This window comes from Klebsiella ornithinolytica, assembly GCF_030505655.1.
Taxonomy (GTDB): domain Bacteria; phylum Pseudomonadota; class Gammaproteobacteria; order Enterobacterales; family Enterobacteriaceae; genus Klebsiella; species Klebsiella ornithinolytica.
The window spans coordinates 4159055-4173135 of record NZ_CP130153.1; the positions used below are offsets into that span (position 1 = coordinate 4159055).

Sequence of the window (14081 nt, forward strand, 5' to 3'; positions counted from 1 at the left end):
ACGCCGGGGAAATAATTAAAAATAATTTTCCATGCGAGTATTAATCAGAATTTTTCAGGGATTTTCCGGTCAATGGAAATAAGCTGCCCTTTTTTCACCGTAATATATCCCCCCTCTTTCAGCGCCGCCAGCACCTGATAGACATAGCTTCTTGAAAGATTCGTTCGTTTGATAATAAAAGCGGACAAACTTTCGCGCTTGCCGGTATCAATTTCGCGGCGGTACAGATAGCGAAAGAGCATCGACTTGATGGTCTGAAACCCCGACAGATTGCCTCTTTCATTGCTGACATCCAGTACGAAGATGCCCATATAAACCAGAATCGTCGTCAGCTCTTTCATGTACTGCGGCGACGAATGATAAAAAATACGTTCAAAATCGCTGGCGGCAATTTTGCTAAAGCGACAATTTTCCTGGCAGCGGTAGAAGAATCTGGCCGACGGACAATAGTGCTCCAGCAGGCCCAGCGGCATATTTTCAATAACAATACCCAGCAGATTTTGCTCATCATCTACGGCAAGGGTCACCTGCCCTTGCCGCAAAAAGTAGATGAACCCTTCTGCGGGCTGGAAACGCTCGCCGCTGGCCAGCTCAAGATCTTCACCGCAGGCAATAACCTCTGGCAGATGGCTTGTCAGCTCCAGCGACTGGTAAAAAGCGTGAATATTGCCAAAACGACTCACCATCTTTAAATACGCTCTCCCTCGCTCGCCGGCAGTGGGCAAATCATTGCTTCACAAAATATAGCGAAGAACACCAGGCAGTAAAAGTCCACAGCTGGAGTTCTGCCTCCGGGAACGATGCTCCCCGCTTCCGTCACGCCGTTTTTTGTCCTGCTTCTCACTTTATCGATCGCAGCGTTTCGTTCATCGGCGGGCTATGCTTAAATAAGCTAAACCGGTTTAATTAAGTTTAGCATTGAGGTGAAAACAGTATGAATGCAAAAGTTTGGGTGCTTGGGGATGCGGTAGTGGACCTGCTGCCGGAAAGCGGCGGTCGCCTGTTGCAGTGTCCCGGCGGCGCACCGGCCAATGTGGCGGTAGGTATCGCCCGCCTGGGTGGCAACAGCGGGTTTATCGGCCGCGTCGGCGACGATCCTTTTGGCCGCTTTATGCAGCAAACTCTGCGCGAGGAACAGGTGGATACCCGCTACATGCGCTGCGATCCGCAGCACCGGACCTCTACCGTGGTGGTCGATCTCGATGGCGAAGGGGAAAGAACCTTTACCTTTATGGTACGCCCCAGCGCGGATCTGTTTTTACAGCCGGAAGATCTTCCGCCCTTCGCCGCCAACGAATGGCTGCACGTCTGCTCCATCGCGCTCAGCGCCGAACCCAGCCGCAGCACAACCTTCGCGGCGATGGAGAGAATAAAATTAGCCGGCGGTCGGGTCAGCTTTGACCCCAATATCCGCGCGGATCTCTGGCAGGACCCGGAGCTGCTGCATGCCTGTCTCGATCGCGCGCTGCGTCTGGCAAACGTGGTAAAACTGTCCGAAGAAGAGCTGGCGTTAATCAGCGGCAGAGACGATTTAGTCGAAGGGATAACCGCCCTGACCCAACGCTACCAGCCTGAACTTCTGCTGGTCACTCAGGGTAAAGCCGGGGTGCTCACCGCTTTTCAGCAGCAGTTAACCCACTTCTCCGCGCAGCCGGTGGTCAGCGTCGATACGACCGGCGCAGGCGATGCGTTTGTCGCCGGGCTGCTTGCCAGTCTTGCCGCGAAGGGAATGCCAACGGATCCCGCGGCGCTGGAACCGGCAATCATGCAGGCGCAAACCTGCGGAGCGCTGGCCACTACCGCCAAAGGGGCGATGACCGCCCTTCCCTACCAGCACGATCTTAACCTCTCATTTTGATCCTTTCGGGCTGCTCTGGCGGCCCACTTTGTTGCATCCATCACATTTATTAAATCGGTTTAGCAATTTATATTCACAGATGTTAAAGGTCATGTTTAACATAGCGCCTAAACCGGTTTAGCAAAAACACAATAATGTCAATTTTACGTTTGGGATGCGACCTACATGTATAAAAAAAGCACACTCGCGGTTGTTATTACTTTGCTCACCGGCGCGGCCTCAGCTCATGCACAAACGGACCTCAGCAGTATCGAAGCCCGTTTGATCGCCCTGGAAAAACGTCTGCAGGATGCCGAAAACCGGGCACAGACCGCGGAAAACCGCGCCGAGTCGGCGGAGAAGAAAGTCGAGCAGCTCACCACCCAGCAGCAAAAAACCCAGGACAACACCCAGCAGGTAGCCCAGCGCACCGCCCAGCTGGAGAAAAAAGCCGACGAGAAAAGCGGGTTTGAGTTCCACGGCTACGCCCGCTCCGGCGTAATCATGAACGACTCCGCCGCCAGTACCAAATCCGGCGCCTATATGACACCGGCGGGGGAAACCGGCGGGGCCATCGGCCGTCTGGGGAACCAGGCCGACACCTATGTCGAAATGAACCTCGAACATAAGCAGACCCTGGATAACGGGGCAACGACGCGCTTCAAGGTGATGGTGGCCGACGGCCAAACCACCTACAACGACTGGACGGCAAGCAGCAGCGATTTGAACGTGCGCCAGGCTTTCGTCGAGCTGGGTAATCTGCCCACCTTCGAGGGTCCCTTCAAAGGTTCAACCCTGTGGGCCGGGAAACGTTTCGACCGCGACAACTTTGACATTCACTGGGTCGACTCCGACGTGGTATTCCTCGCCGGGACCGGCGGCGGTATTTACGACGTGAAGTGGAACGACAGCCTGCGGAGTAACTTCTCTTTATACGGGCGCAACTTCGGCGATATTGATGATTCAAGCAATAGCGTGCAGAACTACATCCTCAGCATGAATAACTTCATCGGCCCGGTGCAGGTGATGGTCAGCGGGATGCGGGCGAAAGATAATGATGAGCGCAAAGATACCAACGGTAATCTGGTCAAAGGCGATGCGGCAAATACCGGGGTACATACGCTGCTCGGTCTGCACAACGACAGCTTTTACGGCCTGCGTGAAGGGACCAGCAAAACGGCCCTGCTCTATGGCCACGGGCTGGGTGCCGAAGTGAAAGGCGTCGGTTCCGACGGCGGGTTGCGCCCGGGAGCAAATACCTGGCGCTTCGCCAGCTACGGCACCACGCCGCTCAGCGAGAACTGGTTTATCGCCCCGGCGGTGCTGGCGCAGAGCAGTAAAGATCGCTATGTCGATGGCGACAGCTACCAGTGGGCGACGCTCAACCTGCGTCTGATTCAGGAGATCACTCAGAACTTCGCCCTTGCTTACGAAGGCACCTACCAGTACATGGATCTCAAACCCGAAGGCTACAACGACCGCCATGCGGTGAACGGAAGTTTCTATAAACTCACCTTCGCCCCCACCTTTAAGGTCGGTAGCATTGGCGATTTCTTCAGCCGTCCGGAGATCCGTCTCTACACCTCGTGGATGGACTGGAGCAAAAAACTGGATAATTACGCCAGCGATGATGCCTTAGGCAGCAGCGGTTTTAAATCAGGCGGTGAATGGTCGTTCGGTATGCAAATGGAAACCTGGTTCTGACGGTTAGCGCCTGATGCCAGAAACACCGGGGCGGCGGCGAGTCGGCCATCGCCCCGGACACAATAACGACGCAGAGACTGCGCCCCCGTAAACCCGGGACCACAACACGATAATTATTACGCATTCAGAGGGTACTATGGATTTTGAACAGATTTCCCGCTCGCTGCTTCCGCTTCTGGGAGGTAAGGAAAACATCGCCAGCGCCGCGCACTGCGCCACGCGCCTGCGTCTGGTGCTGATCGATGATGCGCTCGCCGACCAGCAGGCTATCGGCAAAATTGAAGGCGTAAAAGGATGTTTTCGCAACGCCGGACAGATGCAGATTATTTTTGGCACCGGGGTGGTGAACAAAGTTTACGCCGCGTTTATTCAGGCCGCCGGCATCGGCGAATCCAGCAAGTCGGAAGCCGCCGATATCGCGGCGAAAAAGCTTAATCCGTTCCAGCGTATCGCCCGTCTGCTGTCAAACATCTTTGTACCCATTATTCCGGCTATCGTGGCCTCCGGTCTGCTGATGGGCCTGCTCGGCATGGTGAAAACCTACGGCTGGGTCGACCCGAGCAACGCTATCTACATTATTCTGGATATGTGCAGCTCGGCGGCGTTTATTATTCTGCCGATCCTGATTGGCTTTACCGCCGCCCGCGAATTTGGCGGTAACCCCTACCTTGGCGCGACGCTCGGGGGCATTCTGACCCACCCGGCGCTCACCAACGCCTGGGGCGTGGCCGCCGGTTTCCATACCATGAACTTCTTCGGCCTTGAGATTGCGATGATCGGCTATCAGGGTACGGTGTTCCCGGTGCTGCTGGCGGTATGGTTTATGAGCATTGTTGAGAAGCAGCTGCGCCGCGTCATCCCCGATGCGCTGGACCTGATCCTGACGCCGTTCCTGACGGTGATTATTTCCGGTTTTATCGCCCTGCTGATTATCGGTCCGGCGGGCCGCGCGCTGGGAGACGGCATCTCATTCGTGCTCAGTACGCTGATTACCCACGCCGGTTGGCTGGCTGGGCTGCTGTTTGGCGGTCTCTATTCGGTTATCGTGATTACCGGTATTCACCACAGCTTCCACGCTATCGAAGCCGGACTGCTGGGCAACCCCGCCATCGGCGTCAACTTCCTGCTGCCGATTTGGGCGATGGCCAACGTTGCTCAGGGCGGCGCCTGCCTGGCGGTGTGGTTTAAAACCAAAGATGCCAAAATCAAAGCCATTACCCTGCCATCGGCGTTTTCTGCCATGCTGGGTATCACCGAGGCGGCGATTTTTGGTATCAACTTACGCTTTGTGAAGCCGTTTATTGCAGCGCTGATCGGCGGCGCAGCGGGCGGCGCATGGGTCGTCTCCATGCACGTCTATATGACCGCGGTCGGCCTGACGGCGATTCCAGGCATGGCTATCGTGCAGGCCAGTTCGCTGCTGAACTACATTATCGGGATGGTCATCGCCTTCGGCGTTGCCTTTGTCGTCTCCCTGCTGCTGAAATACAAAACGGACGCGGAATAATGTCACTTCCATCACGCCTGCCTGCGATTTTGCAGGCCGTTATGCAAGGCCAGCCGCGCGCGCTGGCCGACAGCCACTATCCCCGCTGGCACCACGCGCCGGTCACCGGGCTGATGAACGATCCCAACGGCTTTGTCGAATTTGCCGGGCGCTATCACCTGTTCTATCAGTGGAACCCGCTCGCCTGCGATCACACCTTCAAATGCTGGGGGCACTGGAGTTCTGCCGATCTGCTGCACTGGCGGCATGAACCGATTGCGCTGATGCCGGACGAAGAGTATGACCGCAACGGCTGCTACTCAGGCAGCGCGGTGGATAACAACGGGACGCTGACCCTGTGCTACACCGGCAACGTCAAATTTGCAGACGGCAGCCGGACCGCCTGGCAGTGCCTGGCGACGGAAAATCCCGACGGCACCTTCAGCAAAACCGGCCCGGTCCTGCCGCTGCCAGAGGGCTATACCGGCCACGTGCGCGACCCGAAAGTCTGGCAGCATGAAGGCCGCTGGTACATGGTGCTGGGTGCGCAGGATCGGCAAAAGCGCGGCAAGGTGCTGCTGTTCAGCTCCGCAAATCTCCATGAGTGGACGAGCGAGGGCGAAATCGCCGGCGCCGGCATCAACGGACTGCACGATGCCGGTTATATGTGGGAGTGTCCGGACCTGTTCCCGCTTGGCGACCAGCATATTCTGATTTGCTGCCCGCAGGGGATTCCCGGCGAGGAAGCGCGCTACCTCAACACCTATCCGGCGGTGTGGATGGCCGGCGGCTTCGATTACGCCAGAGCCGCCTTCACGCACGGCGAGTTGCACGAGCTGGATGCCGGATTTGAGTTCTATGCCCCGCAAACCATGCAGACAGCCGACGGCCGTCGGCTGCTGGTTGGCTGGATGGGCGTACCGGACGGCGAGGAGATGCGCCAGCCGACGCGGGCCAACGGCTGGATCCACCAGATGACCTGCCTGCGCGAACTGGAGTGGGTGGACGGCAAACTCTATCAGCGCCCGCTGCGCGAACTGAGCGCCCTGCGCGGCGAAGTCCGCAGCTGGCAGGGCAACGTTCTGCCGCTGGCCCCGCTGGAAATCGCCCTCGATACCGCCGCTGACGACGCGTTTAGCCTCGATTTCGGCGGCGCGTTGACTCTCGAGCGCGATAGCCACGGCCTTCGTCTGGCGCGGCGCAGCCTCGCCAGCGACGAAATGCTCTATCGCTATTGGCGCGGCACGGTTCGCTCGCTGCGGATCTTCATCGACCAGTCGAGCGTGGAGATTTTCATTAACGACGGCGAAGGGGTGATGAGCAGCCGCCTCTTCCCGGACTATCCCGCACAGCTGGTTTTCAGCGGCGCGACGCCGGTAACATTCTGCTACTGGTCGCTGGAGCCATGCATGGTAGAATAAGCGTTTTAAATTCAGGCGCATGTTGTCGTGATGAAAACCAAACGCGTTACCATTAAAGATATCGCCGAGCTGGCGGGTGTCTCGAAAGCCACCGCCAGCCTGGTGCTGAACGGTCGTGGCAAAGAACTCCGCGTGGCGCAGGATACCCGCGAGCGCGTGCTGGCCATCGCGCGCGAACAACATTATCAGCCCAGTATTCACGCCCGCTCGCTGCGCGATAACCGTAGCCACACCATCGGTCTGGTGGTGCCTGAAATTACCAACTACGGGTTTGCCGTCTTCTCTCATGAGCTGGAAATGCTCTGCCGCGAGGCGGGCGTTCAGCTGCTGATCTCCTGTACCGACGAAAACCCCGGCCAGGAAACCATGGTGGTCAATAATATGATTGCCCGCCAGGTTGACGGGCTGATCGTCGCCTCCTGTATGCACAACGACGCCGATTACCTCAAGCTCAGCGAACAGCTGCCGGTGGTACTGTTTGACCGCTGTCCCAGCGACAGCACGCTGCCGCTGGTGATGACCGACTCCATCAGCCCAACGGCGGATCTGATTTCCCGCATCGCGCCTCAGCATCGCGACGAGTTCTGGTTTCTCGGCGGGCAGCCGCGTCTGTCGCCCTCCCGCGATCGTCTGGCAGGGTTTACTCAGGGGCTGGCAAACGCCGGTGTCGAACTGCGTCCCGAGTGGGTGATTAACGGCAACTATCATCCGAGCTCCGGCTACGAGATGTTCGCCGCTCTCTGCGCGCGTCTCGGGCGGCCGCCAAAGGCGCTGTTCACCGCCGCCTGCGGTCTGTTGGAAGGGGTGCTGCGCTATATGAGCCAGCACCATCTACTGGATTCCGATATTCATCTGGCGAGCTTTGACGATCACTATCTCTACGATTCGCTATCGCTGCGTATCGACACCGTCCAGCAGGATAATCGTCAGCTGGCCTGGCACTGCTACGATCTGATAAGCCAGCTGATCGACGGCAACACGCCTGAGCCGCTACGGCGCTACCTGCCCGCGACGCTGCAGTTCCGCCATCGTTGATTCGCCAGGCGTTTTTTAAATCACCAACTTGAATGAGACCGTGCGCGCGTATCTCTGCCGGGTGGCGGCTAACGCCTGACCCGGCCGACGAAAACCAAACACCGACCCGGCAAGGCATTAGCGCCACCGGGTGATAGCAGAGAGGGTCTCTTGAATGGAACATCCCTGGCCTTTACCTCCCGTTAATAGAACACGCTCACGCATCCAGCCCGCTAATCCGCACCAGATGCACGGTGAGCCACAGCAGCTCGTTGCCGCCGAGGGTGATATCGAGCTGGGCCTTGACGTAATCGCGGATCCGCAGCGCGCAGCGGTAGGCCTCCGGATACTCCTTAATCACCTGCACCAGCAGAAAACTGTCCCGCGCGTCGTCCAGTTCCCCCTCCTGTAAACGCTGGAGGAAGAACTGCATATGGACCAGAAAGCGCGAGTAGTTAATCGATTCGGTGTCTATCTGCTGCTTAAAGTGGTACTGCACGAGATTAAAAATATCCTTCAGCATCTTCACCGACTGCATGGTCTGCGCCACGTCGTCACCCTCGCTCTGGCCGTTAACCAGATGAAAAGCGATATTTCCGGCCTCCTCCTCCGGCAGTTCAATCCCGTACTGCTGGCGAATAATCGTCACCGCGTCGCTGGCGACGCGGAACTGCTGCGGATAAAAACGTCTCACTTCCGGCAGCAGACGGTTTTGAATGGCGATCCCTTTGCGGCTGCGTTCGATGGCGAAGGTCAGGTGGTCGGCGAGGGTAAAGAAAATCTGCTCGCGAACCTTGCTGGCAAGCTGCATATTGGCGCGGGAAATAATCATCGCGGCCATTTCGATGACCTCGTCCGGGATGGCGGAGAGCGCCTCGAGATAGCCGCTGCGCGCGCCAAGCGCCTGGGTCACGAATCGCTTCTCTATCTTCTCCGGATCAATCTCATCCCCGGGTCTGCTGTTGAAGCCAATGCCTTTCCCCATGACGATAACCTCCCGGTCATCGTCATCCATAGAGAGCACGAGGCTATTATTGAGCACCTTCTGAACAATCATCTCTGCGACTCATCGTGGTTGCCGTTTTGCGCGATGACATCCTTATACCACCAGAAGCTGCGTTTACGGATCCTTTGCAGACGCTTCAGGTCATCCTCACCGCGATCGACATAAATAAAACCGTAGCGCTTGGCATATCCCTGATGGGTGCTGACCACGTCAATTGCCGCCCACGGGCAGTAGCCCATCAGCTCGACGCCGTCGGCAATCGCCAGGCGCATTTGCTCAATATGCGCCTGTAAGAAGGCGATGCGGTAATCGTCATTCACCGTCCCGTCATGCTCGAGTTTATCCGGCGCGCCCATGCCGTTTTCGCTAATCAGAACTGGCAGACCGTAGCGCTCGCACACTTTGCGCAGCGTCAGGCGCAGCCCCACCGGGTCGACGACCCAGCCGTAGGGGGTTTTGCCGACCCACGGGTTTTCCGCCGGGCGATAAACCCCCTCTTCGCCCAGCATAATTTGCTGGTCGCCCGCGCGAGGCGCAACGTCTGCACCGTCGCCCCGACTGGCGGCAATAGTGGCGGTGGAGTAGTAGTTAATGGCGATAAAGTCCGGCCGCCCCTGCTGCAAAATCAGCGCATCCTCTGGCTGCACTTGCGGCGCGAGGCCGCGATCCTGCATATAGGCCCACGCCAGGGCGTTGTAGCGGCCATGCACCGCCACATCCAGAAAGCTCCAGCAGCGCAGTGTCTCCCAGTTATGCGCGGCAATGGCATCCTCCGGTTTACAGCTTTCGGCGTACATCGAGGTGGTATTTATCGCCGGGCCGATACGCACTCCGGGAAACTCGCGGTGGCACAGGGCGAAGATCTGCGCCTGGGCCAGCATCATATGGTGATTTTGCTGGTACAGCGCCTTCTTGTCCGGCAGTGGGCGATCGGCGGGCACGCCAATCGCCCCGGGGTGGAGGATCATGGTGTTTTGTTCGTTAATCGTCAGCCAGAGCGGGACTTTAGCGGCAAACTCGCTGAACAGCAGCCGGGCATAGCGCACGAAGGCCTCCCCGGTGTTGCGGTTCAGCCAGCCGCCTTTGAGCTCCAGCGCCCACGGCAGGTCGAAGTGGTACAGCGTCACAATGGGGGTGATCCCGTGGCGCGTCAGGGCGTCGATCAGCCGATGATAAAAGGCCAGCCCGCCCGGATTCACCGGGCCGTCGCCGTCCGGGATCACCCGCGACCAGGCTACCGAAAAGCGGTAGGCCTTCAGCCCCATCTCCGCCATCAGCGCGACGTCCTCCTCCACGCGATGGTAGTGGTCGCTGGCGATGCGGAAGTCCGCCGTTCCCGGCGGATGGCTGAGCATATCGACCACCGACGGCCCTTTACCGTCTTCATTCCACGCGCCCTCAACCTGATAAGCCGAAGTGGACGCCCCCCACAGAAAACCATCCGGGAACCGGGCCTGCTGTTGATAAATCATGCCTGCGCCTCCTTAGCGGATTGCACCATCAGCGGTTCACCGTAATCCACCTGCGCGGCGGCGGTGAGGCGCAGAGAGTGCCGCTCATCGCCGTTGACCACAATCACCGGGGTAATCAGGTCGTACCCGGCCTGCTCGATGGCCGAAATATCGAAGCGGATCAGCGCCTGCCCGGCCTCCACGCTATCGCCCACCTTCAGCGCCGAGCTAAAGTGCTGGCCGTTAAGATTGACGGTGTCGATACCAATATGGATCAGCAGCTCAAGACCGCTGTCGCTCTGCAGGCCAACCGCGTGGCAGGAGGGCAGAAACATCATCACCTTGCCGCTAAACGGCGCGCGCAGCACCCCTTCCTGCGGACGAATCGCCACGCCCTCGCCCAGCAGACCGCCGGAAAAAACATCGTCGTTCACTTCGCTGAGCGCTACCACCTGGCCGCGCAGCGGGCTTAATACTTCAAACTCGCCCTCGCTTTTCGCGCTGACCGCGGGCTGCGGCGCCTCGCTCACCTCCTCTTGCTCCTGCGGAACCTCTTTGAAGGCGATAAACCAGGTCAAGGTAAAGGTCACCACGATGGAAATCGCGCAGGTCACCAGCGCATGGACGATATTCATCGGGTTTTCGCCGATAAACGCCGGCAGCGCCGCCAGTCCCGGGGAAACAAAAGCGTAGCGTACCAGCCCGCTCACCCCGGCGTAGACCCCGGCACAGCCGCCGCCGATCATCGCGGCAATCAGCACCCGGCGGAACTTGAGCAGCACCCCGTACAGCGCCGGTTCGGTGATCCCCAGCAGCGCGGTAAAGCCCGACGAAGAGGCCAGCTGGCGCAGGTTGCTATTTTTGGTTTTCAGCGCCACGCACAGCGTCGCCGCGCCCATCGCCACGTTTGATGCCAGCATCCCCGGCCCGTTAATCATCTCGTAACCGCTTTTACTCAGCTGACCGGTGGCGATCGGCGTCATCGCCCATGCGGTACCGGTAATGATCAGGAAGGGCTGCAGGGTGCCCATCAGCATCGGGATCAACCAGCTGGCGTGGCGATCGATAGCCCCCGCCCCCGCGGCAACCAGGTCGTTAAGCAAAATGCCCGCCGGGCCGACAACCACCAGCGCCAGCGGCGCGGTAATCAGCAGAATCAGCATCGGCTTGACGAAAAACTTGATAATCGATGGCGACACTTTTTCGGCAAAACGCTCCACCCACGACATCAGCCACACGGTCAGAATGATCGGCAGCACCGACCCGGCGTAATCGGAAAGCAGGACGTTGATACCGACAAAATCGACCGCTTTACCGGCCGCCAGCATCTGGCCGATGCCGGGATGCAGCAGCACGCCCGCGAGAGTCATCGCCAGAATCGGGTTGCATTCAAACTTCAGCGACGCCCCGTAGGCCAGCAGCACCGGCAGGAAGAAGAAGGCGGCGTCGGCAATGATATTGAGCAGTTGCCAGGTCGAGCTGGTTTCGCTAATCACGCCGGTAAGCTTGAGAATGGCCAATAGCGCTTTAATCATCCCCGCGCCGGTGATCGCCGGGATTACCGGAGTAAACGTGGTCGAGATGACGCTGATAACCCGCGCAACAATGCCGGTCGGTTTGGCGTTTTTATCGCCGCCGGTCGGGCTTTTCTTCTCAGGCAGGGCCTTATTGAGCAGGCGATAAACCCGCTGCACCTCATTGCCGATAACAATCTGGAACTGGCCGCCCTTCTCCACGACGCTGATCACGCCGGGGATAGTGCCAATCTGCGCATCGTTAACCTTCGCGCGGTCGTTGAACTCCATGCGCAGCCGGGTCGCGCAATGGGTGAGCATGCGGATATTCTCCGCACCGCCCACCGCGTGGAGGATTTTGTCTGCTGTTTCGTTATAGTTCATAGTGTTCCCTGGTGTTGGGGCAAAAAAAAAGACCAAAACAGAGACGCTCCCCTTGGCGGGAGAGCATTTCTATTTTGGTCTTGCCTGCTTTCGCAGTAGCACGCCATCATAAAAATGGGTTATTTCGGCGGATTATCTAAGCGTCCCTGCGCAATGACAACGGCGACCGGACAAAAGTGTGAGCTGGATTAAGTAAATTCTTAAGTGAAGTTCATCCGAGGGCCTGCTGACGCAGCCAGCTCTGTAATAGCTTACCGTTGGGGGTCATATCGCTATCCTGACGCACGCAGAGATAGTAATCCCGGCCATCATCTATCGCCGTATCGAAGATTTTCACCAGCTCGCCGCTCTTCAGATAGGGGGCGATCAGCGGCTCGCGCATCAGCGCACAGCCCAGCCCGGCCTGCACCCCCGCCAGGGTCAGCAGGCCATCTTCAAACAGCGGCCCCGTCGAGCGCGGCGGCCGTTTAACCCCCTGCTGCACAAACCACTGGTTCCATGTCGTGCGCTCCTCGTCGTGCAGCAGCGGCATCTGCAGCAGCTGCTCCGGGGTATCGATATGCCCGTGCAGACGCAAAAAGGCCTGACTGCATACCGGCACCATTTTACCGGAAATCAGCTTTTCGCTTTGATAGCCCACCCAGTGACCGTTGCCAAAGCGAATCGACATATCGGAAGCATCGCTAAGGTAGTTGCGGTGGTTCGCGTAAACCACGTTGATTTCAGTATGCGGATTGGCGTGCACGAACGACGGCAGACGGGGAATAAACCAGCCCATGCCAAACAGCGGGATCAGGCTGATCGTCACCTGCTGGGTTTGCACCTGATCGACCAGATGTTCGGTGGCCTGGCGCAGCACGTTAAACGCCGCGCGGATCGAGCGGTAATACTCCCGCCCCTGCTGGCTGAGGGTCAGCCGCCGCCCCTGGCGTTCGGTAAGCGGGATCTGCAGATAGCCTTCCAGCACCTTCAGCTGGTGGCTTACCGCCGAGGGTGAAATCGCCAGCTCCTGCGCCGCCAGGGTCACGCTGCCCAGGCGGGCGATCGCCTCGAAGGCGCGCACCGCCCGCAGCGGCGGATCGTTGGCTAACGTACTCTCAGACCAGCTAACCGGCCCCTCTGACTGTTCTGTTTTTTTCATATATTGATTTTCTTAGCGTATTTCACTACTCGATGCTTTATTTAATTATATTAAAAATCATAAAGATAGTTAACAACGCATTTATCATAAGAAAGAATATATGCGTATTTTACAATTTAATTCATTTGTTGGATGGTAGCTATTATTTGAGCATCTTGTCGGAAGAACCAGTTGGACACACTCATACAACAAATCATCAACGGGGTCATGCTCGGCAGCATCTACGCCCTGATCGCGCTCGGCTACACCATGGTGTACGGCATTCTGCGCATTATTAACTTTGCCCACGGCGATATTCTGATGGTCGGCGCGTTAACCACCCTTTCCGGGATGAACGCGCTGAATGCCCATTTCCCCACTCTGCCGCCGCTGGCGCAGCTGGGGCTGGCGCTGCTGCTGGCCATGGCGGTCTGCGCCCTGCTGGCGATGGCGGTCGAGCGCTTTGCCTACCGCCGCCTGCGTAACGCTCCGCGCCTGGCGCCGCTGATCTCCGGGATCGGCGTCTCGGTACTGCTGCAAACCGTAGCGATGATCGTCTGGTCGCGCAATCCGCTGATGTTCCCGCAGATCCTGCCGATGGATCCGATCGCCGTGACCCGCGGCAGCGAAGCGCATCCTCCGGCGCTCATTACCGTCACCGGTATCGTCACCGTCACGCTGGCTCTCGCGGTAATGCTCGGCCTGTGGCTGCTGGTGGAGTACACCCGCTTAGGTCGCGGTATGCGCGCGGTGGCGGAAAATCCGCGCATCGCCACGCTGATGGGGGTGAACCCCAACGCGATTATCATCCTCACTTTCGCCATCGGCGGCGTATTCGCCGCGCTGGCTGGCGTGATGATGGCCAGCAACTACGGCAGCGCCAGCTTCTCCATGGGCTTTCTGCCCGGCATTAAAGCTTTCACCGCCGCGGTGCTCGGCGGCATCGGCAATATTCGCGGCGCGATGGTCGGCGGCCTGCTACTGGGCCTGATCGAATCCCTGGGGGCCGGCTATCTCGGCGACCTGACCAACGGCGTCTTTGGCAGCAACTACCAGGATATCTTCGCCTTTATGGTGCTGATTCTGGTGCTGGTCTTCCGCCCTGCCGGTTTACTCGGCGAACGCGTCGCGCACCGGGCCTAGG

11 protein-coding genes are annotated in these 14081 nt (G+C 58.5%); 6 read left to right on the forward strand and 5 right to left on the reverse strand.

Annotation, left to right across the window (positions count from 1 at the left end):
* Positions 1 to 44 precede the first annotated feature (44 nt).
* Positions 45 to 686 (reverse strand): helix-turn-helix domain-containing protein, encoded by a 642-nt coding sequence (locus Q1L34_RS19825; protein WP_004859040.1) that lies wholly within the window; start codon positions 684 to 686, stop codon positions 45 to 47.
* Between the two features lie 248 nt (positions 687 to 934).
* On the opposite strand from Q1L34_RS19825, the gene cscK reads away from it, so the two are divergent.
* The 5 genes from cscK (at position 935) to Q1L34_RS19850 (ending at position 7483) form a co-directional block, all read left to right on the forward strand.
* The gene (gene cscK, locus Q1L34_RS19830; protein WP_004859037.1) at positions 935 to 1858 is read left to right on the forward strand and encodes a fructokinase; all 924 of its coding nucleotides are present in this window, start codon (positions 935 to 937) and stop codon (positions 1856 to 1858) included.
* 165 nt (positions 1859 to 2023) lie between these two features.
* Positions 2024 to 3541 carry a carbohydrate porin gene (locus Q1L34_RS19835; RefSeq protein ID WP_004859034.1) on the forward strand — a complete coding sequence of 506 codons (1518 nt, stop codon included), beginning with the start codon at positions 2024 to 2026 and terminating at the stop codon, positions 3539 to 3541.
* Between the two features lie 136 nt (positions 3542 to 3677).
* Positions 3678 to 5048, forward strand: a complete 1371-nt coding sequence (locus Q1L34_RS19840; RefSeq protein ID WP_004859031.1) for a sucrose-specific PTS transporter subunit IIBC — start codon at positions 3678 to 3680, stop codon at positions 5046 to 5048.
* Entirely contained in the window at positions 5048 to 6448 is a 1401-nt protein-coding gene (locus Q1L34_RS19845) for a sucrose-6-phosphate hydrolase (RefSeq protein WP_327204252.1), read from the forward strand. The genes Q1L34_RS19840 and Q1L34_RS19845 overlap by 1 nt, the downstream gene beginning before the upstream one ends.
* Positions 6449 to 6478: 30 nt before the next feature.
* On the forward strand, positions 6479 to 7483 hold the full coding sequence (locus Q1L34_RS19850; RefSeq protein ID WP_004859026.1) for a LacI family DNA-binding transcriptional regulator: 1005 nt from the start codon (positions 6479 to 6481) through the stop codon (positions 7481 to 7483).
* A gap of 196 nt (positions 7484 to 7679) precedes the next feature.
* On the opposite strand, the gene licT is transcribed toward Q1L34_RS19850, so the two are convergent.
* The 4 genes from licT to Q1L34_RS19870 all read right to left on the reverse strand — a co-directional run bounded on the left by licT (position 7680) and on the right by Q1L34_RS19870 (position 12958).
* Positions 7680 to 8519, reverse strand: a complete 840-nt coding sequence (gene licT, locus Q1L34_RS19855) for a BglG family transcription antiterminator LicT (RefSeq protein ID WP_004859023.1) — start codon at positions 8517 to 8519, stop codon at positions 7680 to 7682.
* Positions 8516 to 9940, reverse strand: a complete 1425-nt coding sequence (locus Q1L34_RS19860; protein WP_004859020.1) for a glycoside hydrolase family 1 protein — start codon at positions 9938 to 9940, stop codon at positions 8516 to 8518. The genes licT and Q1L34_RS19860 overlap by 4 nt, the downstream gene beginning before the upstream one ends.
* Complete coding sequence (locus Q1L34_RS19865; protein ID WP_015584973.1) at positions 9937 to 11817, reverse strand: beta-glucoside-specific PTS transporter subunit IIABC; 1881 nt, start codon at positions 11815 to 11817, stop codon at positions 9937 to 9939. The genes Q1L34_RS19860 and Q1L34_RS19865 overlap by 4 nt, the downstream gene beginning before the upstream one ends.
* Positions 11818 to 12028: 211 nt before the next feature.
* On the reverse strand, positions 12029 to 12958 hold the full coding sequence (locus Q1L34_RS19870) for a LysR substrate-binding domain-containing protein (protein ID WP_004859015.1): 930 nt from the start codon (positions 12956 to 12958) through the stop codon (positions 12029 to 12031).
* Positions 12959 to 13165: 207 nt separating this feature from the next.
* On the opposite strand from Q1L34_RS19870, the gene Q1L34_RS19875 reads away from it, so the two are divergent.
* Positions 13166 to 14080, forward strand: a complete 915-nt coding sequence (locus Q1L34_RS19875; RefSeq protein ID WP_224262546.1) for a branched-chain amino acid ABC transporter permease — start codon at positions 13166 to 13168, stop codon at positions 14078 to 14080.
* The last annotated feature ends 1 nt before the right edge of the window (position 14081 follow it).

What these genes read in the sequence shown, in the direction of transcription:
- Q1L34_RS19825 (WP_004859040.1), bottom strand. Translation starts at nt 686, where the DNA reads ATGGTGAGTCGTTTTGGCAATATTCACGCTTTTTACCAGTCGCTGGAG.
- cscK (WP_004859037.1), top strand. Translation starts at nt 935, where the DNA reads ATGAATGCAAAAGTTTGGGTGCTTGGGGATGCGGTAGTGGACCTGCTG.
- Q1L34_RS19835 (WP_004859034.1), top strand. Translation starts at nt 2,024, where the DNA reads ATGTATAAAAAAAGCACACTCGCGGTTGTTATTACTTTGCTCACCGGC.
- Q1L34_RS19840 (WP_004859031.1), top strand. Translation starts at nt 3,678, where the DNA reads ATGGATTTTGAACAGATTTCCCGCTCGCTGCTTCCGCTTCTGGGAGGT.
- Q1L34_RS19845 (WP_327204252.1), top strand. Translation starts at nt 5,048, where the DNA reads ATGTCACTTCCATCACGCCTGCCTGCGATTTTGCAGGCCGTTATGCAA.
- Q1L34_RS19850 (WP_004859026.1), top strand. Translation starts at nt 6,479, where the DNA reads ATGAAAACCAAACGCGTTACCATTAAAGATATCGCCGAGCTGGCGGGT.
- licT (WP_004859023.1), bottom strand. Translation starts at nt 8,519, where the DNA reads ATGATTGTTCAGAAGGTGCTCAATAATAGCCTCGTGCTCTCTATGGAT.
- Q1L34_RS19860 (WP_004859020.1), bottom strand. Translation starts at nt 9,940, where the DNA reads ATGATTTATCAACAGCAGGCCCGGTTCCCGGATGGTTTTCTGTGGGGG.
- Q1L34_RS19865 (WP_015584973.1), bottom strand. Translation starts at nt 11,817, where the DNA reads ATGAACTATAACGAAACAGCAGACAAAATCCTCCACGCGGTGGGCGGT.
- Q1L34_RS19870 (WP_004859015.1), bottom strand. Translation starts at nt 12,958, where the DNA reads ATGAAAAAAACAGAACAGTCAGAGGGGCCGGTTAGCTGGTCTGAGAGT.
- Q1L34_RS19875 (WP_224262546.1), top strand. Translation starts at nt 13,166, where the DNA reads ATGCTCGGCAGCATCTACGCCCTGATCGCGCTCGGCTACACCATGGTG.